This window comes from Massilimicrobiota sp. SW1139, from assembly GCF_012027715.1.
Classification (GTDB): Bacteria; Bacillota_I; Bacilli_A; order Erysipelotrichales; family Coprobacillaceae; genus Allocoprobacillus; species Allocoprobacillus merdigallinarum.
Genome location: NZ_SJOR01000008.1, coordinates 73,649 through 97,145 on the forward strand (window position 1 = coordinate 73,649; position 23,497 = coordinate 97,145).

At 30.3% G+C, this 23,497-nt stretch carries 25 protein-coding genes; 16 read left to right on the forward strand and 9 right to left on the reverse strand.

The annotated features are described in order from the left end of the window. The first annotated feature begins 11 nt into the window (after positions 1–11). From E0K96_RS06375 to E0K96_RS06385, 3 genes are all read left to right on the forward strand, one after another. Positions 12–746 (forward strand): alpha/beta hydrolase family protein, encoded by a 735-nt coding sequence (locus tag E0K96_RS06375; RefSeq protein ID WP_168081994.1) that lies wholly within the window; start codon positions 12–14, stop codon positions 744–746. A 107-nt stretch (positions 747–853) separates the two neighbouring features. Then, complete coding sequence (typA, locus tag E0K96_RS06380; RefSeq protein WP_168081996.1) at positions 854–2,677, forward strand: translational GTPase TypA; 1,824 nt, start codon at positions 854–856, stop codon at positions 2,675–2,677. Positions 2,678–3,027: 350 nt separating this feature from the next. Then, positions 3,028–3,246 (forward strand): DUF6465 family protein, encoded by a 219-nt coding sequence (locus E0K96_RS06385; protein WP_087244848.1) that lies wholly within the window; start codon positions 3,028–3,030, stop codon positions 3,244–3,246. A gap of 77 nt (positions 3,247–3,323) precedes the next feature. On the opposite strand, the gene E0K96_RS06390 is transcribed toward E0K96_RS06385, so the two are convergent. After that, positions 3,324–3,863 carry a nitroreductase family protein gene (locus E0K96_RS06390; RefSeq protein ID WP_168081998.1) on the reverse strand — a complete coding sequence of 180 codons (540 nt, stop codon included), beginning with the start codon at positions 3,861–3,863 and terminating at the stop codon, positions 3,324–3,326. 104 nt (positions 3,864–3,967) lie between these two features. Here E0K96_RS06390 and E0K96_RS06395 point away from each other — a divergent pair, with 104 nt between their 5' ends. The 9 genes from E0K96_RS06395 (at position 3,968) to E0K96_RS06435 (ending at position 11,482) form a co-directional block, all read left to right on the forward strand. After that, the gene (locus E0K96_RS06395) at positions 3,968–5,473 is read left to right on the forward strand and encodes a WG repeat-containing protein (RefSeq protein WP_168082000.1); all 1,506 of its coding nucleotides are present in this window, start codon (positions 3,968–3,970) and stop codon (positions 5,471–5,473) included. 9 nt (positions 5,474–5,482) lie between these two features. After that, positions 5,483–6,535: a class I SAM-dependent methyltransferase gene (locus tag E0K96_RS06400; protein WP_240924454.1), complete on the forward strand. Its 1,053-nt coding sequence runs from the start codon at positions 5,483–5,485 to the stop codon at positions 6,533–6,535. A 196-nt stretch (positions 6,536–6,731) separates the two neighbouring features. Next, positions 6,732–7,001: a phosphocarrier protein HPr gene (locus E0K96_RS06405; protein ID WP_087244851.1), complete on the forward strand. Its 270-nt coding sequence runs from the start codon at positions 6,732–6,734 to the stop codon at positions 6,999–7,001. A gap of 130 nt (positions 7,002–7,131) precedes the next feature. Further along, a complete protein-coding gene (locus E0K96_RS06410; protein WP_087296879.1) occupies positions 7,132–7,401 on the forward strand; it encodes an autorepressor SdpR family transcription factor in 270 nt (89 codons plus the stop codon). Continuing rightward, positions 7,398–8,039: an SdpI family protein gene (locus E0K96_RS06415; protein ID WP_168082002.1), complete on the forward strand. Its 642-nt coding sequence runs from the start codon at positions 7,398–7,400 to the stop codon at positions 8,037–8,039. The genes E0K96_RS06410 and E0K96_RS06415 overlap by 4 nt, the downstream gene beginning before the upstream one ends. A 70-nt stretch (positions 8,040–8,109) precedes the next feature. Then, the gene (locus E0K96_RS06420; RefSeq protein ID WP_168082004.1) at positions 8,110–8,838 is read left to right on the forward strand and encodes an ABC transporter ATP-binding protein; all 729 of its coding nucleotides are present in this window, start codon (positions 8,110–8,112) and stop codon (positions 8,836–8,838) included. After that, a complete protein-coding gene (locus E0K96_RS06425; RefSeq protein WP_168082006.1) occupies positions 8,819–10,414 on the forward strand; it encodes a hypothetical protein in 1,596 nt (531 codons plus the stop codon). The genes E0K96_RS06420 and E0K96_RS06425 overlap by 20 nt, the downstream gene beginning before the upstream one ends. A 117-nt stretch (positions 10,415–10,531) precedes the next feature. Further along, positions 10,532–11,110, forward strand: coding sequence for a GrpB family protein (locus E0K96_RS06430; RefSeq protein WP_168082008.1), 579 nt, complete (start codon positions 10,532–10,534; stop codon positions 11,108–11,110). A 27-nt stretch (positions 11,111–11,137) separates the two neighbouring features. Next, positions 11,138–11,482 carry a SpoVG family protein gene (locus E0K96_RS06435; RefSeq protein ID WP_168082010.1) on the forward strand — a complete coding sequence of 115 codons (345 nt, stop codon included), beginning with the start codon at positions 11,138–11,140 and terminating at the stop codon, positions 11,480–11,482. Here E0K96_RS06435 and E0K96_RS06440 read toward each other — a convergent pair. Both E0K96_RS06440 and E0K96_RS06445 read right to left on the reverse strand, forming a co-directional pair. Next, entirely contained in the window at positions 11,477–11,731 is a 255-nt protein-coding gene (locus E0K96_RS06440; RefSeq protein WP_240924455.1) for a DUF1294 domain-containing protein, read from the reverse strand. The two genes, E0K96_RS06435 and E0K96_RS06440, sit on opposite strands and share 6 nt — an antisense overlap. A gap of 14 nt (positions 11,732–11,745) precedes the next feature. Continuing rightward, positions 11,746–12,612 carry a LysR family transcriptional regulator gene (locus E0K96_RS06445; protein ID WP_087304978.1) on the reverse strand — a complete coding sequence of 289 codons (867 nt, stop codon included), beginning with the start codon at positions 12,610–12,612 and terminating at the stop codon, positions 11,746–11,748. Positions 12,613–12,725: 113 nt separating this feature from the next. Between E0K96_RS06445 and E0K96_RS06450 the strand changes: the two genes are divergently transcribed. After that, positions 12,726–13,730, forward strand: coding sequence for a YeiH family protein (locus tag E0K96_RS06450; protein ID WP_168082014.1), 1,005 nt, complete (start codon positions 12,726–12,728; stop codon positions 13,728–13,730). Positions 13,731–13,739: 9 nt separating this feature from the next. Here E0K96_RS06450 and E0K96_RS06455 read toward each other — a convergent pair whose 3' ends face one another. From E0K96_RS06455 to E0K96_RS06475, 5 genes are all read right to left on the reverse strand, one after another. Continuing rightward, positions 13,740–14,162 (reverse strand): DUF2871 domain-containing protein, encoded by a 423-nt coding sequence (locus tag E0K96_RS06455; RefSeq protein ID WP_168082016.1) that lies wholly within the window; start codon positions 14,160–14,162, stop codon positions 13,740–13,742. 107 nt (positions 14,163–14,269) lie between these two features. Continuing rightward, complete coding sequence (locus tag E0K96_RS06460) at positions 14,270–16,384, reverse strand: sensor histidine kinase (RefSeq protein ID WP_168082018.1); 2,115 nt, start codon at positions 16,382–16,384, stop codon at positions 14,270–14,272. A 2-nt stretch (positions 16,385–16,386) separates the two neighbouring features. Beyond that, positions 16,387–17,094, reverse strand: coding sequence for a response regulator transcription factor (locus E0K96_RS06465; RefSeq protein WP_087244864.1), 708 nt, complete (start codon positions 17,092–17,094; stop codon positions 16,387–16,389). Between the two features lie 74 nt (positions 17,095–17,168). Then, positions 17,169–17,858, reverse strand: coding sequence for a TVP38/TMEM64 family protein (locus E0K96_RS06470; protein ID WP_206080626.1), 690 nt, complete (start codon positions 17,856–17,858; stop codon positions 17,169–17,171). Positions 17,859–17,970: 112 nt separating this feature from the next. After that, the gene (locus tag E0K96_RS06475) at positions 17,971–18,558 is read right to left on the reverse strand and encodes an HD domain-containing protein (protein ID WP_087305473.1); all 588 of its coding nucleotides are present in this window, start codon (positions 18,556–18,558) and stop codon (positions 17,971–17,973) included. 307 nt (positions 18,559–18,865) lie between these two features. Here E0K96_RS06475 and E0K96_RS06480 point away from each other — a divergent pair, with 307 nt between their 5' ends. Both E0K96_RS06480 and ybaK read left to right on the forward strand, forming a co-directional pair. Beyond that, entirely contained in the window at positions 18,866–20,041 is a 1,176-nt protein-coding gene (locus tag E0K96_RS06480) for a MalY/PatB family protein (RefSeq protein ID WP_168082020.1), read from the forward strand. 10 nt (positions 20,042–20,051) lie between these two features. Further along, positions 20,052–20,525 carry a Cys-tRNA(Pro) deacylase gene (ybaK, locus tag E0K96_RS06485; RefSeq protein WP_168082022.1) on the forward strand — a complete coding sequence of 158 codons (474 nt, stop codon included), beginning with the start codon at positions 20,052–20,054 and terminating at the stop codon, positions 20,523–20,525. Between the two features lie 19 nt (positions 20,526–20,544). Here the strand turns inward: ybaK and E0K96_RS12105 are convergent, their stop codons facing one another. After that, a complete protein-coding gene (locus E0K96_RS12105) occupies positions 20,545–21,264 on the reverse strand; it encodes a metallophosphoesterase (protein ID WP_206080628.1) in 720 nt (239 codons plus the stop codon). 240 nt (positions 21,265–21,504) lie between these two features. Between E0K96_RS12105 and E0K96_RS06495 the strand changes: the two genes are divergently transcribed. Next, positions 21,505–23,199, forward strand: coding sequence for a phospho-sugar mutase (locus tag E0K96_RS06495; protein ID WP_168082024.1), 1,695 nt, complete (start codon positions 21,505–21,507; stop codon positions 23,197–23,199). Positions 23,200–23,497: the final 298 nt, after the last annotated feature.

The following is a 23,497-nucleotide window of genomic DNA, read 5'->3' on the forward strand; positions in this document are numbered from 1 at the left end:
GGGATAAAGACATGCAAGAATATTATGAAATCAAGACAAAACAAGGAGTTATGCGTGGATTCTTTCATAAACCTGATGGAAATCAATATCCAGTATGTATTATTTTTCATGGTTTTACAGGTCAAAATACAGGAACAAAATTTTCTTATGTACAATTATCAAGAATGCTGGAAAAACAAAATATTGGAACTGTTCGTATGGATTTTTTAGGCAGTGGACAATCTGATTTAGATTTTAAAGATATGACTTTTCAAAATGAATTAGATTCAGCTATCAAAATCTTAGAGGAAGTCAAGCAGATGGATTGTGTGACAGATATTTATTTGCTTGGTCATTCTATGGGTGGTGCTATCGCAAGTGAGGTTGCTAAAATGTATCCTCAAGATATTTCTAAAATGTGTTTATGGGCACCTGCATTCAATCTTCCTGAAGCGATTGAATATTTAAAAGGGCATGTTGAAGAAGCTCCTTATTATGATCATAGTGGTTTTGAAATCTCTCATGAATTTGTTGAAGATATAACATCGAGAGATTTATATCAGGATTTAGATACTTATCAAAATGATCTTATGATTATTCATGGAACTGAAGATACAACAGTTCCTTATGCGATATCTCAGAAATATTTAAAAGGTTTTGTCAATCCAGTTTTTCATTCAATAGAAGGTGCGACACACAATTATGATAATTTAGAACATATTCGTCAGGTGATTCAACTGACATATGATTTTTTCATACAGGGCTAAACTCCCTGTATTTTTCATAATAAATTCAATGAAGAGTCAAGCTTTTTGTATTGTCTTTTCAATGAATTGTGTTATAATCAAAAAGGCAAAAAGGAGGAGTGAAAAACATGAATAACATTAGAAATATAGCAATTATTGCTCACGTTGACCATGGAAAAACAACTCTTGTTGATCAGTTATTAAAATTATCTGGAACATTAAAGGATAATGAACAGATTGCTGAAAGAGCAATGGATTCAAATGCCATTGAAAGAGAACGTGGAATTACTATTTTAGCAAAAAATACTGCTATTAATTATAAAGATTATCGTATTAATATTATGGATACACCTGGTCATGCTGACTTTGGTGGTGAAGTAGAACGTATCATGAATATGGTTGATGGTGTTTTATTGGTTGTTGATGCTTATGAAGGAACAATGCCACAAACACGTTTTGTATTAAAGAAGGCTCTAGAAGCTAAAGTGAAACCAATTGTCGTGATTAATAAAGTCGATCGTCCAGTTGTTCGTATTAATGAAGTTATGGATGAAGTTTTAGAATTATTTATGGAATTAGGTGCTGATGATAATCAGTTAGATTTCCCAACTGTTTTTGTTTCAGCTTTAATGGGAACATCAAGTTTAGATCCTGATATTGCAACTCAGGTTCCTAATATGGATTGTTTATTTGATATGATTATCAATGAAATTCCAGCTCCATTAGTAGATGAAGAAGGTGGATTACAGTTCCAGCCTGCTTTACTTGACTATAATGAATATGTAGGACGTATTGGTATTGGACGTATTCAAAGAGGAAAAGTCAAAGTTAATGAAACTGTTGTTTGTTTACGAGCAGATGGAACAAAAACACAGTTTAGAGTTCAAAAATTATTTGGTTTTTTAGGATTACATAGAATTGAAATTGAAGAAGCTAGTGCAGGGGATATTGTTGCTATTGCAGGACTTGCGGATATTGGTGTTGGTGAAACTGTCTGTACAATGGGACATGAAGATCCTTTACCATTATTACGTATTGATGAACCAACAATTCAAATGGTTTTTGGTACAAATACTTCACCATTTGCAGGTAAAGAAGGTAAGTTTGTCACAGCAAGTAAAGTAGAAGAAAGATTATTTAAAGAAACAAATAGAGATGTCTCTTTAAAGATTGAAAGAGTGCCAAATGCTGAAGAATGGATTGTTTCAGGACGTGGAGAATTACATTTATCTATCTTAATTGAAAATATGCGTCGTGAAGGATTTGAATTACAGGTTTCTAAACCAAAAGTTATTATTAAAGAAATTGATGGTGTTAAATGTGAACCTTATGAAGAAGTCTTTATTGAAGCACCAGATGAATGTATTGGAAGTATTATTGAATCTTTAGGATTTAGACGTGGAACATTAGAAAATATGGAATCTGATAACGGTATGACAAAAGTGCATTATATCATTCCATCACGTGGTTTAATTGGATTCATGACAAACTTCTTAACAATGACAAAAGGATATGGAATTATCAATCATTCATTCTTAGACTATCGTCCAATGGAAGGAGATACTGTTGGAGAAAGACAGTTAGGTGTTCTTGTTTCTATTGATACAGGACAAACAACAGCTTATGCCCTTGGCGGTGTTGAAGATCGTGGAGTTATGTTTGTTGGTCCAGGTGTAGAAGTTTATGAAGGTATGATTGTGGGTGAACATAGTCGTGATAATGATTTGGTTGTCAATGTCACAAAAGGAAAACAATTAACAAATACACGTTCTTCTACAAAAGATTCAACTGTTGTTTTAAAGAAACCAAGAGTTTTCAACCTAGAAGCTTGTTTAGATTATATTAATGATGATGAACTTGTAGAAGTGACACCAAAGAATATTCGTTTAAGAAAACGTTTATTAACTGAAAATGAAAGAAGAAAAGCTTATACGAAAAAAATGAATGGATAATGAAAGGGTTCTTACTTGAATGGACAAGTAAGAATCTTTTTTCATGTAAAATAAAAGAGAAAAATGGTGATATAGTAGTTGAAAACATGGCTGATAAGGTAAATTGTTAAAGGAATCAATCAAAGAAATGATCGTTTTAAAGATAAGATAAATTGATAAAATATGGTTTTTGTATTAAAAATTTGATAATATTTTTGAGAATATGATATAAAAAATATGAGAAAATCATAAAAAATTCAATAAAAATTTGAGTATTTCTTAAAAAAGTGGTATATTGTTGGAAGTAAATGAAGTAATTTATTGAAATGTAAAACGCTTTCATTTATAATATGAATTAAGGAGGGGACGCAGTGAAAATTAAATTACAAGTACAATTTCATAATAAAAATGTTGAAACAACATCTATTGAGAAGTTAGTAAAAGAGGATGTTAAATCAAAAGGTGTTAAAATGACAACTATTGATACATTAGAGGTTTATTATAAACCAGAAGATTCTTCTGTATATTATGTTGCGACAACAAAAACTGGTGAAGTCGTTGGTAATGACCAACCATTATACATCGGTTAATCTTAATATTACAAACATATACCCAAATAAAGAGGCTAAACGTTATACGTTATAGCCTCTTTATTTAAGATCAATGATTATCTAATGATATGAATTCGACTTTCATTCTTTTCTTTTGCAGCACCTTCTTGATTGGCGTATCCAATAGCTGCACAACCAACAACTTGATGATTAGGAGGAATACCAAGTTTATTTAAGACATTTCTCACTTCATCAACATTTTGTGTATCACGTAATTGATTAATCCAGCATGATCCGATATTTAAGCTTGCTGCGGCTAAAAAGATATTTTCTAATATACAGCTTCCATCTTCTACTCGTCTTGAATCATATTCAGGACCACTGACAATACATAAGACAGGAGCATGATAAGAAAAATGATAAGAATCAGGTTTCTTTTCACCACGTTCTTCACTTACTTTTTTAATAGCATTCGTTAATTCATCAATATAAGCCAAATTGGTAATGGCATAGATTTCACATAATTGTCTATTCATAGCACTAGGGGCTTGAATTCCAGCTTTTAAAATAGCTTGAAGTTCTTCTTCTTTAATCATTTGATTTTGATAACTGCGACAACTTTTTCTTTTTGCGATTGTTTGTAATGTTTCATTCATTTCATATCACCTCTTGTTTTCTATTATAGTCTGATTGTTTGAAAAAACAATGCTAAAAAGTGTATTTTATGGTATACTAGGGGCAACTAAAGGAGGATTGAACGATGAAAAAAATATTCGTTGGGCTCATAACACTTTTATTATTGGTGGGATGTAGTCAAAATCAAAAGCTAAACTACTTTATGTTAACAAATGATAAAGAATTAGGTGCTTTATATAATTCTGAAGGTGAACAAATAACAGAATATCAATATCAATCATTTGAACGTGTTGGGAACTTAGGATATATTGTCACTAATAGTCAAAAACAAGTTGGATTGATTTCATTGGAAGGTGATGAAATGATCCCAATGGGTGAATATGAAACACTAGAAAGTGTGGATCAGATGTTTTTTGCGACTAAAAAAGTAGAAAAGAAAAAAGATGATCAAAAACAAGATGATCAAAAACAAGAAGAAACTTCTCAAAATCAATTGGTTAAAGATAATCTTTATGTTTTAAATAGTGAAGGCGAAATTTTATATCAGGCCAATGACAAAACAAGTATTATGAAAACTGATTTACCAGTGATTTATCAGGATAAAGAATATATTGTTTTATATCAAAATGGTGAAGAACTTTATAGAGGAAAAGATGCTGTGACATATGTTTCACAATATCAAAATGGAAAATCTATGGTTGTTGGATTTAAAGATAAGAATCACTTTTATTATGTGACTGGCAATGAAGATGAAGATTTTGATCTTGAAGTAGAAAAAGGAACTTATACATTTTTACTTCAAAATGATGCTGGATGTATCATTAATGATGAGAAGTTAAAAAGTATGATATATATTGATTTTCAAAATCAAAAGGTTTATCAAAACAACATTGCGATTAAAGATGCTTATTTTGATAATAAAGATAATATTATTTTAACTTCTGATGATAAAACATATCTTTATTCTATTGGTGGTGTTCCAACTTTAATTAATACTTATTACTATGATACACAGACATATTTAATACGTGAAGAAAAGGTTTATGGACCACATTATATATATAAAGATGGAAAGTCAAAAGGAACACTTGAAAATTCTCAATTATATCCTAATGTGCAGGAATTAAATTTTGAAATGTATCCAGTTTATGTACAAGAAAAAGGATATGTCTATTATAATTTTGACAATAAACAGGTGTTTGACCAAACATATCTTGAAGCGAATCCATTTGATGCTTGTGGTAGAGCCATTGTGAAAATTGATGATCAAGGTTATTCATTAATCGACGATAAAGGTGAAAAATTGACAGAAAAAGCATATTATCGTATGGAGTACATAGGCAGTTCATATTATGCGGTTTATAATGAAAATGGTATGTATGGTATTATTGATATAACAGGAGAAGAAGTCTTCCCTGTTGAATATACATCTTTACCAGAAACACCTTTAATTGAATATAATGATGAAAATTATTTGTTATTGAATAAAAATGGAAGAAGTTATGTCTATAGTATAGATGATGATATGGAAGAATTGTTTTCTATTGAAGGAGATTTAACATTCCATAATGAAGGATATTTTTCAGACGGATATCATTATTATACAATTGAGGGAGAAAGTATAGAATAAGGAGTTTATATGGAATATTTAATGATATTATTATTAATTTTTATAGCAGTGTTATTTTTAATGCAGGTCGTCTTTTTTGAAATAACAAAAAGTAAAATGGAAAAGATGAACAATATAAACTGGTTTTTATCTCTAGATAAACCATTTAATTATAATCGTGTTGGATATATGGTCTTTCTTTGCTTTATCTGTTATTTGATTTCGTCACCAGCACCATTGTTTAGTCTAGAGTGGTTTATTTACTTTGTCTTGTTTTTAGCAATGGGTATTGTTGCTGATGCAGTTGTTCAATATGCTATTTTGATATATAGTAAAAAAAGATGTCGTAGACAAATTGAAGATGCGCATTTATTACAAAATGAATTACAACATTTTACACCAAATGCTGATTTTGAAAAAGATTATACATTAACACCTCAAAATTATGATGAAACTTCAATTTTAAGACAATACATGACACCTGAAGATCATTTGGCTGTCATGAGTGTGGATTCAGGAAAGTTTGCCAGTCAATTTAAAGATGATACGGAAGCGATGTTTGTTGTTGAACCTTATACTGATACACAAAGAGTACAGAGTCAGTTTGAAGATGATTCATCAGTCAAAGTCACAACATTGACACCAACTGGAAAAATGCCTTTTAAAGATGAAAAAATAGATATTATTATGTGCCAGGAATGTAATTATGATAAAAATGAAATCCAAAGAGTTTTGAAAAAAGGTGGATATTTCATTGTCAATCAGCATGGAACAGAGAATTTAAAAGAATTTGTTCGTTTATATATGCCTTTCCAAATGAAAGGAAAGTGGGATGCCGAAAGCTGTGCACAGACTTTAGAAAGTATTGGTATGCGTGTTGTTGATAAATTTGAAGATTATGGAACAATTCGTTTTCATAGTATTCAGTCGTTATATCAATATTTTACAAAAGTGTCACCAGACTTTGCGAATGTCAATAGATATCAGGTTTTCTATTTACAGGCCTTAAAAGAAATGAAAGATCATTCATATTTTGAAATGACAACACATCAATTTTTGGTTGTAGCACAAAAAGCTTTTTAGGAGAATTTTGAGTCAATTCTCCTTTTTATATGAAGTTTTATTCATTATATCAATGCTTTTTGGAATAGAAAAAAAGAGTTAAAATACTTGACAAAAAAATATTATGAAAGCGTATTAAAAACTTTTGAAAATGTATGGAAAAGTAATTGAAATGTGTTATAATAAGACTATAAATTATTAAGGAGGAGTCAATAAGATGGCAGAAAAATTATCTTTTGTAGTTTCAGATCCAGTTGGATTACATGCTAGACCTGCAACTATCTTAGTCAACCAAGCTAGTAAATTCACTAGCAATATCAAATTATGTTACAATGGTAAAGAAGTTAATTTGAAGTCAATTATGGGTGTTATGTCTTTAGGTGTTCCTACTAAAGCTACTGTAGAAATCGTAGCTGAAGGTGAAGATGAAAAAGACGTGATTGCATCAATTGCTAAAGTTATTAAAGAACAAAAAGTTGCTGAATAATATAAGGCTTCAAATACATGGAACTATACATTTTGTATAGTTCTTTTCTTTTATTTGACATGAATAGAAGATGTGATACAATATATTTAGATATTTAGATAAATATCTAAATATTAAAGGAGGGAGAGATATGGGTGATGCATTTAAAGCGTTAAGTGATCCAACGAGAAGAAGAATCTTAGAGTTGTTACAGGATAGACCTTTAAATGCTGGAGAAATTGCAGATTGTTTTCAAATGACGAAACCATCTATATCACATCATTTATCTATTTTGAAATCAAGTGGTTTGATCATTGATGAAAGACAGGGGCAGAATATTGTTTATAGTATTGATATGTCTGTTTTTCAAGAAGTAATGAAGTGGTTTATGAATTTTATTGATATGGGGGATGAAAAATGAGAATAAAAGTTTTTGATGGAATCTTGTGGGGAGTGACTTTTCTTTTGGTAGTGACTGTCTTTTTGATGCCGGATACAGTCCCTTTACATTGGGATGAAAACTGGCAAATTGATGGTTATGGCAGTCGTTATATGTTTTTGATTCTGGCTTTTATACCAATGGTCATCTATTATGGGATGTCACTTACAAAGCATATTGATCCTAAAAGAATGAATTTGGAAAAAAGAAAGAAAACATATCGCCTTTTTCAATATGGTTTAACAGTATTCTTTTTGATTCTTGCTGCTTTTTTTGAATATTCAGCTTTTAATCCCCAACAAGATGGTGAACAGTTTGTGTTATTGTTAGTGTCTGTCTTATTAATAGGAATGGGTAATTATTTACCTAAAATACCACAAAATTACTTCTTTGGTGTCAAAACACCATGGACACTAGCAAGTGAATATGTTTGGAAAAAGACACATAAAATTAGTGGATATTGTTTTGTGGTGATTGGATTAATAAATGGTATAAGTGCATTAGTTCATTTTTCATACACTTATCTGGTATTGATGATTGGTATTATAGGTATGACTGTATTTATTTATGTGTATTCTTATTTTTTATTTAGAAAGTGTAGCCAAAGTATTGACGATTAAATATTAAAGATATAAAATATATAATATAAATAATTTTAATAATTATTTATAGAAAGAGAGGATATATAAGATGTTAAAGATTGAACATTTAACAAAGAAATATGATCAATATAAAGCTGTTGATGATTTATCATTGCATATTGAAAGAGGACATATTTATGGCTTTATTGGTCATAATGGGGCAGGAAAAACAACAACATTGAAAGCTGTTGCTGGTATTATGCCTTTTGATGAAGGGGAAATCATTATTAATGGAAAATCAATGAAAAGTCATGCTTTAGAATGTAAGCAAATCATGGCTTATATACCAGATAATCCAGATTTGTATGAATATCTCACAGGAATTCAATATTTAAATTTTGTGGCAGATGTTTATCAGGTATCAAAAACACAAAGAGAAGAACGTATATTAAAATATGCTGATTTATTTGAATTAACAAGTGACTTAGCACAACCTATTAGTGCTTATTCACATGGTATGAAACAAAAGTTGGCTATTATCTCAGCTTTTATTCATCAGCCACAGTTGATTCTCATGGATGAACCTTTTGTTGGATTGGATCCAAAAGCTTCGCATTTATTAAAGCAATTAATGAGAGAACATTGTGATTTGGGTGGAGCTATTTTCTTTTCAACACATGTCTTGGAAGTCGCTGAAAAATTATGTGATCGCATTGCGATTATTAAACAAGGAAAATTGATTGTCAGTGGAAAAACTCAAGATGTGGTAGGTGATGAATCACTCGAAGATGTATTCTTGGAGTTGGAGGATGATGACAATGCTGAAGACACTCATTAAAATTAGATTACAGGGTATTTTATTAAGACAGACAACAAGTTCCAAGAAAAAAGGCAATAGTGTCGGTAAACTGATTTTATATGGTTTGTTATTTGCATATATTGGAGTTGTCTTTATTGGAATGTTTGGAATGATGTTCCATGCTTTGATTGAACCACTCCAAATGTTAGGTATTGAATGGTTTTATTTTGCATTAATGGCTTTATTTATTATTGTGATTTGTTTTATTGGAAGTATCTTTTTAACACATCATGAAATCTATGAAGCTAAAGATAATGAATTATTGTTATCTATGCCAATTAAAAATAGTGATGTCTTATTAAGTCGTATATTTACAATTCTTATTTTAAATTATGTCTATGAAGCTCTTATTGCATTACCTGCTTTTTATGTTTATATCACAAATGTAGGAATGAATGTGATTGAAATCATCATGTTTATTGGTGTCTTTTTAACACTTCCTTTATTTGTATTGGCTTTATCTTGTTTCTTTAGTTGGATCTTAGCACATATTTTAGTCAAGATTCATCGTTTTAAAACAATGATTTCAGTGGTTTTATTTGTTGCTATTTTTGGACTTTATATGTATGCTGTAAACTCCATTCAGACATATATGGCTTGGCTTGTTGCAAATGGAAAAACGATTGCTCAAGCGATTGAGAGTACAGTCTTTCCACTTTATCATTTAAGTATTGCATTGACAGATGGTAATGTGATAAGTTTTGTGATTTACTTGTTATGTGCAGTTTTGCCATTTGCTTTGGTTATTTACTTATTGTCAGTCAACTTTACAAAGATGGCAACATCAAAACCAAAAGTGAAAAAAGCCATCTATAAAGCAAAACCTATGAAACAAAATACAATATTTAAAGCATTGGTTATCAGAGAATTTAAACATTTTACGTCAAATGCCATGGTTATGTTAAATGGAGCAATGGGTATTGTTTTATGCATTATTGTCTCTGTAGCTGTACTTTTCTATCAAGATGAAATTCATATGATTATCCAGATTCCTCAAATTCAGGAATGGATAACACCGGTTCTTTGTTTAATTGTCATCAGTGTTTCATCTTTGAATATGATGAGTGCTTCATCTATATCATTAGAAGGAGATCGTTTCTGGATTATTAAAACTTTACCACTCACAACAAAAGATATTTTAAACTCAAAATTAGCTGTTCATGCTTTGTTATGTATTCCTGCAGGATTTATTTTATCATTAGCACTGATTTACGTAACTCAAATCAGCATTTTTGAAAGTTTATTAGTGCTTCTTGTTCCTGTTTTATTTACTTTACTGATTGATTGTTTAGGATTGATATTAAATTTATGGAAACCAAAATTTGATTGGATTAATGAAACAGTCTGTGTCAAACAAAGTATGCCCGTTGTTTTAACAATGTTTATTTCAATGGGGGTTGCGATTGTTATCGCAATGGTTTATGGATTATGGTTGATCAATCTTATGTCTGTGTCTATGTATATGTATAGTGTGATTATTGTGATGGTTCTATTAGACATTATTCTTTATTATATGATTCATACATGGGGTGTTCAACAGTTTGATAGTATTTAGAGTTTTTAAAAATAAGATTCGAGATTGAATCTTATTTTTATTTAGCTTGAATCCATGTATAATATGATTAGGATTTATAAGAAGTTCATTGATATGTTGAAAGGAGGTTGATGTTATATGGTGAAATTAAGCGATGAATATATTCAAAAAGTGATTGTCAATGGTAATGTTGAGCATAATCAGACCATTCAATTAAACCCATATGATGAAAAATGGCCTGCTTTATTTGAAAGAGAGAAGGAAAGAATTTTAAAAATATTAAAAGATAAAGCTCTGATGATTGAACATATAGGTTCAACATCTGTGCCAGGATTAATGGCTAAGCCTATTATTGATATTTTACTCGTTGTTGAAGATGCAGGCAAAGAAGAAGATTATATGGATGATTTATGTCGGCATGGTTATATTTTAAGAGTGAGGGAACCAGATTTTGAAAATCATCATATGTTTAAAGGGCCAGATACTGATATTCATTTACATGTTTTTTCAAAAGGGTCAAAAGAAATTGAAAAGTATCTCTTGTTTAGAAATTATTTACGTTATCATGCAGATGCGAGGAAACTTTATGAGAATACGAAAAAAGAGTTAGCAAAGAAAACATGGAAATATGTACAGAACTATGCTGATGCCAAAAGTGAAGTTGTTCAAAAAATTCTCAGTGATGCCATTCAAGAGAACAAGACAAATCAAGAATAAAAAGAAAATACAGAAAGGAAAGATCATATGATAGATACAATAAAAATAACAAAGGTTTATCATGGTGGAAGTTTAAAAGCCTCTGCTACTTTAACAATAGGAGGCGTTCTTGCTTTACATGATATTAAAATTATAGAAAAAGAAAATGGATATTTTATTGCCATGCCAAGTCAGTTAATCAAAGGTAAATATAGAGATATTTATCATCCTATTTCTGCACCTGCTCGCCAAGTCTTTGAAAATCTTCTTTTAAGATGCGTTGAAGATTTAATGCAATCTCAAGAAAGTTCACTCTTTTATCAATGTCAAAATACAAATATTCCATTTCTCGATTTAACTTATGATGATTTTCAAATTGTGAATCAATCATAGATGAAAATACAGTTTATATATGATCATCATCTGTATGATGACAATCATAGGAATACCCCATACAAAATACCAATGTTTAGTTTTATGATGAAATAGATACATCCCTAGCCATACGCCTAAGCTGCCACCGATAATGGCAACTGTAAAAAGTGCTTTTTCACTTATACGATATAAGTGATGCTTGGCTTTGGATTTATCTATTTTCATTATTATAAAGCCAATACAATTGATAATAAGGAAATAAATCATAGAAAACTCCTTTCTCATTCTGTCATCATATGAAATAGTTGCTGATACTCATCTTTATGAATATGTGATTTGAGATAAATGAAGTGCATAGGACGAGAAATATGAAAGTTTTCAATCTGTAATTCAATTAATTGTTGATTTTGTATTTCCTCCTTCACAACACCAGCATATAAAAAAGTAACTGCCTGACTGTCCATAAGCAATGTTTTTATCATAGATAAACTACCCACTTCAATAAAATGTGAGAAACGTGAAAGAGGATAGATTGTCTGTTGTAAATAATTTTCTAGGATATCTCTTGTTCCAGAACCTTTTTCTCTAATGAGTAATGGATATGCAAAAAGCTGTTCAAATGTTATTTTTTGATGAGCTAAAGGATGATGAATACTTGCAACAGCAATAAATCTTTCCTGTTTTAATAAATGATAATCAAATAATTGTGTATCAAACTGTCCTTCTACAAAAGCACATTCAACTTCACCATTAATGAGTTTTTGAATTAAAGTATGCGTATTAGCGACAACAATTTCACATGGACGAGAAGTTTGAATGAATTTTTTCGCAATCATATGAGGAATATAATAATCGGCAATGGATAGTGTTGAGCCAATGGTTAAAGGTGGATAAACTGTTTGAAGCTGTTTTTGGAAAAGATCTTCATTATGAATCTGTGTTTTGGCATAGTGATATAAAAGTTCACCCATTTTGGTGAGATGGAAAGATTTATGAGTGCTATCAATAAATTTTTGTTGATAATGTTCTTCTAGAGCTTTGATATGTTGTGTAACGGCAGGCTGAGTAATATGTAAATTTTTAGCTGCCTGAGTATAGTTTTGACATTCAACAACTTCTACAAATGTTCTCATTTTATCATCTATCATAAAATCACCTCATCTTCATTATAATATATTGTTATAATAAATAAAATATCATAATTTTTATTTATAGAAAAATTGTGGTAATATAACCCTGGTTGATAAGGGGAGATGACAAAGTGAATAAAATCAAAGATATATTACCAGGATTTATAGTTTGCTTGGCTATTGGACTTATAGCTCAGCAGATTGCGAAGTTTTTTCCAAGTATTGGTGCTGCACTTTTTGCGATTGGGATTGGAATGCTTGCAGGCAATACATTTTTAAATAAAGATATTTTTAATGTGGGAACGAAATTTTCAGAAAGTCGTTTATTAGAATATTCTATTGTTTTAACAGGTTTAACATTACAATTAACAGATATTATGGGAATTGGTATACAAGGTGTTGCCTTTATTGCTTTACAAATGATATTGACTATCGCTATGTGTTATTTTATTGGAAGAAGATTAAAATTCACAAAGAAGTTTTCATTGTTAATGTGTGCAGGAAATGCCGTTTGTGGATCTTCAGCCATTGGAACAGTTTCTCCAATTGTGGAAGCTGACAGTAAAGATAAAGGTATTTCAATTACAATTGTGAATGTAACGGGAACAATTTTAATGGTTGTCTTACCTATTTTAACAAGCTTATTATATCATCATGAAACACTTCAAACTTCAGCGATGATTGGTGGAACACTGCAATCTATTGGACAGGTCATTGCATCAGCATCACTTGTGAATCAGGAGGTTGTTGAATTTGCGACAATCTTTAAGATTGTCAGAATCATTTTTGTGGTTGTCGTTGCTTTAACATATGCCAAGATGAATCTTGATGAAAATCAGCCATTGTTTGCCAAAAAAGAAGGAGTAGCAGCTAAGGTTAAAGCTAAAGTTCCATGGTTTGTTATTGGATTCTTTATTTTTAGTATTATCAATAGTACAGGTATTTTACCAGCCATCATTTCTACATCTGCAAAAATGGTAAGTTCTCAATTTGAGATTATTGCTTTAGCAGCCATAGGGATGCGTGTTAAATTTGCTGATCTTATTAAGGAAGGACCTAAAGCTATGTTATATGGATGTTTAACAGGAACATCACAAATCATCTTTGCATTCATTTTGATTGCTTTATTGTTTTAGTAAAAAAATCTATTCGGCTTGAATAGATTTTTTTCGTAGAATGATAAAGAATAAAACAAAAGATATAGCTAAAAGTATATGTGAGATTCCAGCAATACCAGAAATCATCGCATTCATTGCAGTTGACAATTGAATATTCAAGACTTGAACAACTCCTCTTGTCATCAACATGATAATAAAAAATGGTAAAGCTATATTATATAAAATGAAGAATTTCTTAAATAATGAGCTTTCTAATATATCTTTATCATTTTTAATAAAGAGTGCCAACAACAAGAAAACAAAGACACCCAAAATAAATAAATGAGTATGTGTAACACTTAATGTTGTTTTTCCTGTGAATTGATTAAATTTAGTCAATTCTCTATAAAAAACACCCGCCACAAGAGCTGCTATCATATAAATCATTGAAACATTTATTAATTTTTTCATTGAATGAACCTCCCCATTCTATTCTTTGGATATCTTAATGCGTAGAGAGAATCTTGTCAATGAATATGCAAATAAAAAGAAGTTTTCAAATCGAAAACTTCTTTGTTTTATGAACATTTAGGGAAGATGACAATAGTCTTAAATAAATCACCGTCTAGCTCTACATGGAATTGCCCACCTTGTATTTCAGTAAAACTTTTGACAATGGCTAGTCCTAAACCAGAACCATGCGTATTTCTTGATTTATCTCCCTGAACAAATCTTTCTACGATTTCATTTTCGTTAAATGTCATTTCTTCTTCAGATATATTTTTAAAGATAATTTCTACATGGTCATCATGATCATGAATATCAATATAAACACGTGTATGTGGTAAAGCATATTTACTAATGTTCATAAATAGATTTTCAAAAATACGATAAGTTTTAGAACTATCTAGATGACACATCATCTTGTCTTGGGATGAATTCCATTTCATAGATAAAGATTTTTCATCTAAATTATCCTGACACTCTAATTGAGATTGCTTAATAAGCGAAATGATATCTATATCCACAAGATTTAATTTGACATCACCACTATTGGCTTTGCTGACTTCAAATAAATCTTCAATTAAATTTTTCAGTCTTAAAGAATTTCTTTCTAAGATGTCTAAATAATGTTGACGATCATCACTGCTAAGATTGTTATTCTTTAATAAATCTACATAAGTGATAATAGAAGTTAATGGTGTTTTTAAATCGTGAGAAACATTAGAAATCAATTCCGTTTTCATTCTTTGAGATTTGACTTCTTCCTTCACAGCTTTTTCAAATCCATCCTTGATATGAACAAATTCATCTTTTAAAGGATTGAAGATACCAATATCCTGATTAATCTGTACATCAAAATGACCATTAGATAATTGTTGAGTCGCTTTTAATAATGTATGATAATCATTTTGAATATCTTGAAATTTCTTTCTTATTAAAACAAAGATAATAATAGAATAAATCACTGCAAAGAATATACCAAAGACAAAGAATATTGAACATCCTGCTATAATCAAAAGATTGAATAAAACGATTTTTAAGACAGTTTTGTTTAAAGAATCATTTAGATCAAAATCAATGACTTTATTCATTATCTGATAGCCATGAGTTATTAGCCATCCAAGACATGTATTTTCCCAAAAGTATTTTTTGAGTCCCTTATGGAAAAGATATTTAACAAAGTAAGCCAAGATGATAAAGAGGAGATAGAAAATAAAGTAATAAGCGATATTGATGGCTGGAGTCAGATATGGACCAATAGCTTCAATCGCAAATTGCTGGTAAATATATTGGAACTGATCTTGGATAGTACCTGCAATCATAATTGCCGTACCAGCATACATCATAATAGCTAATGTTCCCCATATGAGTGCCAGAAAGGCAAATTTAATACGCATGACAAAGGATAAGAAACGACTTTGTTCAAGATATTTCATAGGAATACATAATGTGACAATACAACAAACCACAATCGCAGTGAAAATATATGGAAGTGAGTAGAGATATAATTGACTACGTGATATATTCATCAGATAAGAACCAATTTGACTGGTCATATGCAATTGATCACTAATCGCAAAGGTTATGGTGATATTTTGTAAAGGTTGATAGCGAATTGTGATATCTTCTTGACTATAATCATCATAAAATGTGGTGCTATAAGAGAAGAGTGATTCTAGAGAATAAATATTGATATGCTCATCATTTGTATGGATAACTTTTGGAACTCCTTGATTATCAAATTCAATTTGCATATACCATTGATATTTGTCTTGTAAATCCTTGTTTTGTGAGATTTGAGAAATGGGATCATTGGTATTAGAGAATTGTTTTTGTGATTGATGATCAGTGATATGGAAGAAAATATCTTCTTTTTGATGGAGTTCATTCACTTTATCTTCTACAGCTGACTGGAAGTCATAATAATAATCTGCATTGGTTTCATCTTGTGAAGATTGATAATAATCATAAATGGAAGCAGATGGATCTTGACTTTCCTTGAGTAGAAAATCAGATGCATAACTGTATTCAATCAGATAAGAAGACATATAATCCGAAATATCACGGCTTTCAAAACTAGATTTTTGAGTAGCTTGATTTATAAAAGGATAACATAAATAAGTTCCTATACTTGTTATTATCAGTGTTATTAAGATAATAATACTTGCGATATGTTTATTGATTTTCATAGTTAATCCCTGCCTTGTTTTTCAATTTTATATCCAACGCCCCACACAACTTTTAAATATTGAGGATGTTTTGGATCTAATTCTATTTTTTCTCTTAAATTACGGACATGAACCATTACTGTATCCGTGTTAATAGCATCTTCTTTCCAGACACTTTCATAAATGTTTTCAGCTGAAAAAACTTTTCCAGGATACTCCATGAGTAATTGTAAGATTTTAAATTCAATAGGTGTGACCTTGATTTGACGATTATCTACACTCACTGTTTTTGTATCTAAATTAAGCTCTAAACCACCAACAGTATAGACATTCTGTGATGTTTTCTTTGCAGTTGCATCAAGATATTTGCGATAACGTCTAAGCTGTGATGAGACTCTGGCAAGTAATTCAATTGGCACAAAAGGCTTTGTGACATAATCATCTGCTCCGATGTTTAGACCAGTGACTTTATCAATATCTTCTGATTTGGCTGAAAGCATAATAATAGGAAAATCATATTTTTCTCTCATTTTCATTGTCATTTGAATGCCATCCATCACCGGCATCATGATATCCACAATAGCGAGATGAATAGTTTCTTTTTCAACAATGTCTAATCCTTCAATACCATTATGCGCTTTAAAAACATGATAGTTTTGTGTTTTTAAATAAATCTCAATCGCATCACAGATTTCAATTTCATCTTCTACAATTAATATATTATAATCCATAAAAACCCCTCCCGACTTTTCTACATTATACTTGAATTTAAAAAAGAAAAGTAGAGGATAAAACGAAAGATTTTCTAAAGATGATATGATAATTTTCGTTTGTTTATTTTTTTATAGATGTAAATACCAATTAAAGAAATAATACCTGTCACGACAAAAATAATGATAGAAAACAGATAATCTTCAATTCCTAATGCATGACCACCAATGGTAGATGTGATAATTGAAGGTGTTCTTGCGAGAGTTGTAATGAAAAGAAATGTTGAAAGTTTCATATCTGTTAATGGAATGAGATAAGTGAGAATATCTTTAGGTGTACCAGGTATAAAGAAAATAATAAAACATAAAATATTTCTTTTTTTTGAATTATGTAAAAAATGAACCTGATTTATCAGATCTAAACTGATAAAACGTTGAATAAAATTTTGTCCCCATTTCTTAACAAAAGTATAAATCAGTAACGAACCCATAGCACTCCCTATTAAACATAAGAGGAGTCCTACAAATGGACCATAAATAAATCCAGCCATAATTTCTACAATTTCACCTGGAAGAAAAACAAAAACAACTTGTAAAATAACAATACCAACAAAAATGATTTGTCCAAATAAACCAAAACTTTGAAGCTGATTTCTTAGTAACTGAGGATTTTCAAAGATCTTCATCATAGGTTGATATAAGCATAAACATATCAAACCCATGATAAGTAGACACTTGATTATAAATTGAATTTCTTTTTTATGTTGTTTGATTTTATTGATCATAAAGGTCACTCCTATCGACATTGATAGTATGAACGAAAAAGCGAAAAAGGAAACCAGTAAAAAGATAAAGATTTTCTAAAGAAAATAAAAAAACAAGCTAAGCTTGTTTTGATTAAGAATGATTTTTTCCTTCCATAAAATAAGTGGCTTCCATATCGGCAGTAGATAAGGCAAAAGCGAGTGGAAACATTTCAAAAGCAGCACCTACATTTCTGGCATCTTCATTACCAGCAAACCCCATATGATAACGAATCGCAAAGGCTTCTTCTCTTGTTAAACGCATATAGCCACTAATCATATAAACACTTTTTTCTCCATGACCATAAGGCAATGTATCTTGAAATTCATAAAAAGGCACTTGAATCCATTGTCCATTTTCTTTGACATTTCTCATACTTTGTTTATAACAGTTAATTTTACATAAATCATGAAGTAAAGCAACAATAGCGATAGTTTCTTCATTATAATTCAAATGGTATGTTTTTTGAACACGTTCACGTGATAAATAGTCTTTTAGACAATCATAAACATTGAGGCTGTGTTCAAGTAGACCACCTTCATAATTACCGTGATATCTTGAACTGGCAGGGGCTTCAAAAAAATCAGAATTACGTGACAATAAAAATTCTAATAATTTTTCACTTCCATCACGATGAATTTTTGTTTTATAAATTTCAATAAATCTTTCTTTGTTTGTCATTTTCTCACATCCTTGTTTACATTATAACAAATAATCATCATAAATTTGATGATTTAAATAGATTTTTTATGATTTCTTCAAGAATAGTTATCATTGAAATGATTGTAATGATAAATATCAGTGTTTTCAAAAAATAAAATAGTGGTATAATCTTTTGAGAAAATCAATTTGAAGTTTTAAACAAAAAAAGATGATAAAGATTCAAGTGAGAACTGTTTATTGCTTGTCACATGAAAACGGCTTATAATAACATATAGGCCGATGTATTTTTTGTGGAAAGATATTGATTATGAAGGGAGATAAAAGAATGAAAAACGATTTTGGATCAATATTAGAAAGAAGACATAATGGTTCTATGAAATGGGAAACCCCATATATCAACAAGAGATTCCATACTCATTTTCAAGCTGAAGATCAGTTTTATCCATTATTTATTGCGGATATGGATTTTAAGATGGATGAAAATGTACAAAAGAAATTAATGCAATTTGTCAGTGAGGGAGATTTAGGATATTTTCATGTCCAGAATGGTTTTTATGAAAGTATTATTCAATGGTATGATGAAATTCATCATATTCATATCAACAAGGATTGGATTATTCCATCTATTGGAACAATTACATCACTACATTTATTAACTGATTTATTCGCAAGAGATCAAAACATTTTAATTATGACACCTGTCTATGGACCATTTTATAATTGTGCTCAAATTGGTCATGCTTATAAGATGCCATTAAAAAATAAAAATCAGGAATATTTGATAGATTATGATGAATTGGAAAAGATGTTAAAATTACATCAAATTGATGTCCTGTTGTTTTGTAATCCACATAATCCTGGAGGTAAAGCCTGGTCATTTGAAGAACTTAACCAATTAGTTCAATTATGTAAAAAATATCAAGTCATGATTATCTCTGATGAAATTCATGGCGATATCCTTATATCAGATAAAAAATTTGTTTCTCTTATCCAATTTTTTGATATTTATGATCAGATTATTGTATCATCATCACCAAATAAAACATTTAATATTTCAGGATTATCAACATCTTTTACAATCTGTAAAAATGAAGATTTCAATAAACAATTTAATGATTATCTCTCAAAGCTTCATATAGGTCCACAACGTATTGGTATTTATATGATTGAAACTGTTTATAATGAGGGGAAACAATGGTATTATGATTTATTAGAATATCTTCGTCAAAATATCAATATAACAATGGAATTACTAGAAACAACAGATATGAAAATCATGAAACCAGATACAGGATATTTAATATGGGTTTATTTACCAAAAATAGCCAATATTGATCAGTTTGTTATTGACTTGGCTAATGAAACACATGTGTTATTGGAAACAGGAAGCCGTTTTATTGATAATTATGAGGGATGGGTACGTATTAATACAGCAACAAATTCAGATTTATTAAAAGAAGCAATGACGCGATTTATTGAATTCTATAAATCATATAAGTAATGGTGTAAAAATGAAAAAGATTAAAACAAATGTATTAAGGTTATTAGATCAACAGCACATAGATTATAAAACAAGAGAATATGAGTATGATGACAATCATTTATCTGGTGAACATATTGTTCATCAGGTAGATTTAGAAGCAGATGCAATCTATAAGACGCTTGTATTACATGATCATCATGAATATTTGGTTTGTTGTATACCAGTCATGGAAGAAATTGATTTAAAAAAGCTGGCGAAAGCCAGTGGACATAAAAGTGTTGAAATGCTTCATCAGAAAGATTTATTACCATTAACAGGATATATGCGTGGTGGGTGTTCTCCTATTGGCATGAAGAAAAAGTTTCCTACTTATTTTCAGGAAGATATCTTGCTGTTAGATAGAGTCGCAATCAGTGCAGGAAAAAGAGGTTTACAGGTGATTTTAAAACCTCAAGATTTAATCCAATATGTCAATGGTCAATGTGTAGATGTGATAAGATAAAAAAGCAAATCCTTGCTTTTTATTTATGAGTGATTTCAATGATTTGATGATAAAGAATATGCATACTTCCTATATCTTTATCTATATGGTAATGACCTAGATACCAGTCTTGAAATTGTATGGTCTTTTTAAAGAAATATAAGACACTATGAATATCTTCATATTCATCACCATAAACAGTCATATCACAGCTATCATAAAATCCTAAATATTCTTTAATGTCACGAGGGGCATCGTGACTTAAAATATAATTAACCTGATTATGATATTTCTTGAGATTAGTGAGGGCATGGTTGACTTCTTCATGTGTTGGCAATTCTCCTTTCCACCATGAAACACCTTCTTTTCTATAAACACGATCAGTTGAATAGCCACCACCAAAAGCTAAGAAAGTTTGATTATTAAGTGTAAAGATTTCACCACGCATCAAATGAAAAATACTATTATTGATTTTATGAATACGTCCACCATTCCAGTTTTCTATGGGATATGTTTTTAATAAATCATGATTTTCATGATTGCCATCAACCCATAATGTTGTCCAAGGCTGCTCATCGAGCCAGTTTTGCCACCAGCGATCAGATCCAGCTAACTCACCACCCCAGACACAGCCAAAATCGCCACAAATTATCACATAGTCATCTTTGGTTAAGGTTTTTCCTTCAGGAAAGTTCTTTCTTGCAAGTTTTTGAATATCATATGAGCCATGTGTATCACCAGTTATAAAAATTCTTGACATATTATAACCTCGCTTTCTTTTCATTATTATATCATCATTTTATATGATTGATTTTATTTTTTTATGTTTGAATATCTATTATGAAAAGTGAAAAAACACATAAATAAAACAAAAAATGATAGTGGTTACATAAATTTGTGAAAACTATTATTTTTTAATGAAAATGTTTACATTTCAAAGTGGGTTTTTATGGCGTTGGTTTTTAAGATTTGTTATAATAGAAACAGAGGTGAAACAATAATGGATTATAAAGCAAATTATGAAAGATGGTTGAATCATCCTGCAATGGATGCAGCCACAAAAATGGAATTAACAAACATGGGAGAAAAAGAAAAGGAAGATGCATTCTATACAAATGTTGAATTTGGTACTGCTGGTATGAGAGGTATTTTGGGACCTGGAACAAATAGAATGAACATCTATACTATTAGAAAAGCAAATGTTGGTTTTGCAAAATATGTATTGGGATTAGAAAATGGAAAGGAAAGAGGCGTAGCTATCGGTTATGATAACCGTCATATGTCTTACCGTTTTGCGATTGAAAGTGCTAAAGTTTTAGCAACTTATGGTATTAAATCATTTATTTTTGAAAGTTTAAGACCTACACCAGAATTATCTTTTGCGGTGAGATATTTAAAATGTGCTGGTGGAATTATGATTACTGCATCACATAACCCAAAAGAATATAATGGTTATAAAGTTTATGATGATACAGGATGTCAGCTAATTCCAGAATGGGCAGATGAAGTTGTTAAATATGTTAATGAAGTTGAAGATGAATTAGATATTCATGTATGCAGCGATGAAGAAGCTTATCCATATATGACATGGATTGGTGAAGAAGTTGATGAAGCTTATTATAAAGCTGTTATGGGTATTGAAATTAATCCTGGTATGGATAAGAGTGGATTTAAAATTGTCTTCTCTCCACAACATGGAACAAGCAATATCCCTGTGAGAACTTGTTTAGGACGTTTAGGATATGATGTTGTGCCAGTATTAGCACAATGTGCTCCTGATCCAGATTATACAAATACAAAATCTCCTAACCCTGAAGTGGATATGGCTTATGAATTAGCTATCATTAAAGCTAAAGAAGTTGATGCTGATGTTGTAGTTATTTGTGATCCTGATGGTGATAGATTAGGTGTTGTTGCTAAACATGATGGAAAATATGTATTGATGAGTGGTAACCAATCAGCTGCCGTTTATCTTGAATATATTTTAAGTCAAATGAAAGAAAAAGGAACATTACCTGATAATGCTGTTATGTATAATACCATTGTAACTTCTGATTTAGGTGAATTAGTAGCAAGAAGCTATGGTGTTGATGTAGAAAAAACATTAACTGGATTTAAATTCATTGGAGATAAGATTCGTAAATACGAAAAAACTGGAGAAAAACAATTTGTCTTTGGTTATGAAGAATCTTATGGATGTGTTGTTAAAGATTTCGTTAGAGATAAAGATGCAGTACAAGCTGTCTTAACTGCTGCTGAAGCTGGTAACTATTATAAAAAACAAGGTAAAGATTTAATTGATGTATTAAATGAATTATATGAGAAACATGGTGCATTTAAAGAAAGTCAAATTGCTTTATCTAAAGCAGGTGCTGCTGGAGCTGCAAGAATTAAAGAAATCATGGATAATTTAAGAAAAGATGCACCTACTGAAATTGGTGGTGTTAAAGTTGTTGCTGTTGAAGATTATCAGACAAGTGTAAGAACTGAAAATGGAAATGAAACAACTATTGATTTACCAAAATCAAATGTATTGAAATATTATTTAGAAGATGGTTCTTGGATTGCTGCTAGACCTAGTGGAACTGAACCAAAATGTAAATTCTATTTCTCAATCAAAGGTGCAACTGTTGATGATGCTGCAAGCAAAACAGAAGTCTTCCAAAAAGATATGATGAATATTATTGGTGAATAATAAAAAAAGAGGCATGTAATCGCTAGAGTAAAATCACTCTATTTCGTTACAGCCTCTTTTTATTTTTTGGTAATCTAAAATAACACGGGGTTGTGGGGTTTTGGATTATAAGAAATTGTGGGAAGAACAGCCTTCCCACAATTTTAAAACTGTATAGGAGAATCATGATCTGATGATGGGTCATGGTTCTTTTTTTCTGCTTTTTCTATCAGTTTATCTAACTTCAGATTGATTTCCTGAGTCAAGTCATCCAGTTCATCTGCATATTCGTATATCATATTGAGTCTGTATAGTATGT

Excerpts from the sequence above, each read along its gene's own strand:
- E0K96_RS06400 (WP_240924454.1), top strand. The coding sequence starts at position 5,483 with ATGGAATATTTAATGATATTATTATTAATTTTTATAGCAGTGTTATTT.
- E0K96_RS06480 (WP_168082020.1), top strand. The coding sequence starts at position 18,866 with ATGAAAAACGATTTTGGATCAATATTAGAAAGAAGACATAATGGTTCT.
- E0K96_RS06470 (WP_206080626.1), bottom strand. The coding sequence starts at position 17,858 with ATGATCAATAAAATCAAACAACATAAAAAAGAAATTCAATTTATAATC.
- E0K96_RS06475 (WP_087305473.1), bottom strand. The coding sequence starts at position 18,558 with ATGACAAACAAAGAAAGATTTATTGAAATTTATAAAACAAAAATTCAT.
- E0K96_RS06395 (WP_168082000.1), top strand. The coding sequence starts at position 3,968 with ATGAAAAAAATATTCGTTGGGCTCATAACACTTTTATTATTGGTGGGA.
- E0K96_RS06410 (WP_087296879.1), top strand. The coding sequence starts at position 7,132 with ATGGGTGATGCATTTAAAGCGTTAAGTGATCCAACGAGAAGAAGAATC.
- E0K96_RS06405 (WP_087244851.1), top strand. The coding sequence starts at position 6,732 with ATGGCAGAAAAATTATCTTTTGTAGTTTCAGATCCAGTTGGATTACAT.
- E0K96_RS06445 (WP_087304978.1), bottom strand. The coding sequence starts at position 12,612 with ATGATAGATGATAAAATGAGAACATTTGTAGAAGTTGTTGAATGTCAA.
- E0K96_RS06465 (WP_087244864.1), bottom strand. The coding sequence starts at position 17,094 with ATGGATTATAATATATTAATTGTAGAAGATGAAATTGAAATCTGTGAT.
- typA (WP_168081996.1), top strand. The coding sequence starts at position 854 with ATGAATAACATTAGAAATATAGCAATTATTGCTCACGTTGACCATGGA.
- ybaK (WP_168082022.1), top strand. The coding sequence starts at position 20,052 with ATGAAAAAGATTAAAACAAATGTATTAAGGTTATTAGATCAACAGCAC.
- E0K96_RS06455 (WP_168082016.1), bottom strand. The coding sequence starts at position 14,162 with ATGAAAAAATTAATAAATGTTTCAATGATTTATATGATAGCAGCTCTT.
- E0K96_RS06420 (WP_168082004.1), top strand. The coding sequence starts at position 8,110 with ATGTTAAAGATTGAACATTTAACAAAGAAATATGATCAATATAAAGCT.
- E0K96_RS12105 (WP_206080628.1), bottom strand. The coding sequence starts at position 21,264 with ATGTCAAGAATTTTTATAACTGGTGATACACATGGCTCATATGATATT.
- E0K96_RS06430 (WP_168082008.1), top strand. The coding sequence starts at position 10,532 with ATGGTGAAATTAAGCGATGAATATATTCAAAAAGTGATTGTCAATGGT.
- E0K96_RS06435 (WP_168082010.1), top strand. The coding sequence starts at position 11,138 with ATGATAGATACAATAAAAATAACAAAGGTTTATCATGGTGGAAGTTTA.
- E0K96_RS06375 (WP_168081994.1), top strand. The coding sequence starts at position 12 with ATGCAAGAATATTATGAAATCAAGACAAAACAAGGAGTTATGCGTGGA.
- E0K96_RS06390 (WP_168081998.1), bottom strand. The coding sequence starts at position 3,863 with ATGAATGAAACATTACAAACAATCGCAAAAAGAAAAAGTTGTCGCAGT.
- E0K96_RS06460 (WP_168082018.1), bottom strand. The coding sequence starts at position 16,384 with ATGAAAATCAATAAACATATCGCAAGTATTATTATCTTAATAACACTG.
- E0K96_RS06440 (WP_240924455.1), bottom strand. The coding sequence starts at position 11,731 with ATGATTTATTTCCTTATTATCAATTGTATTGGCTTTATAATAATGAAA.
- E0K96_RS06415 (WP_168082002.1), top strand. The coding sequence starts at position 7,398 with ATGAGAATAAAAGTTTTTGATGGAATCTTGTGGGGAGTGACTTTTCTT.
- E0K96_RS06495 (WP_168082024.1), top strand. The coding sequence starts at position 21,505 with ATGGATTATAAAGCAAATTATGAAAGATGGTTGAATCATCCTGCAATG.
- E0K96_RS06425 (WP_168082006.1), top strand. The coding sequence starts at position 8,819 with ATGCTGAAGACACTCATTAAAATTAGATTACAGGGTATTTTATTAAGA.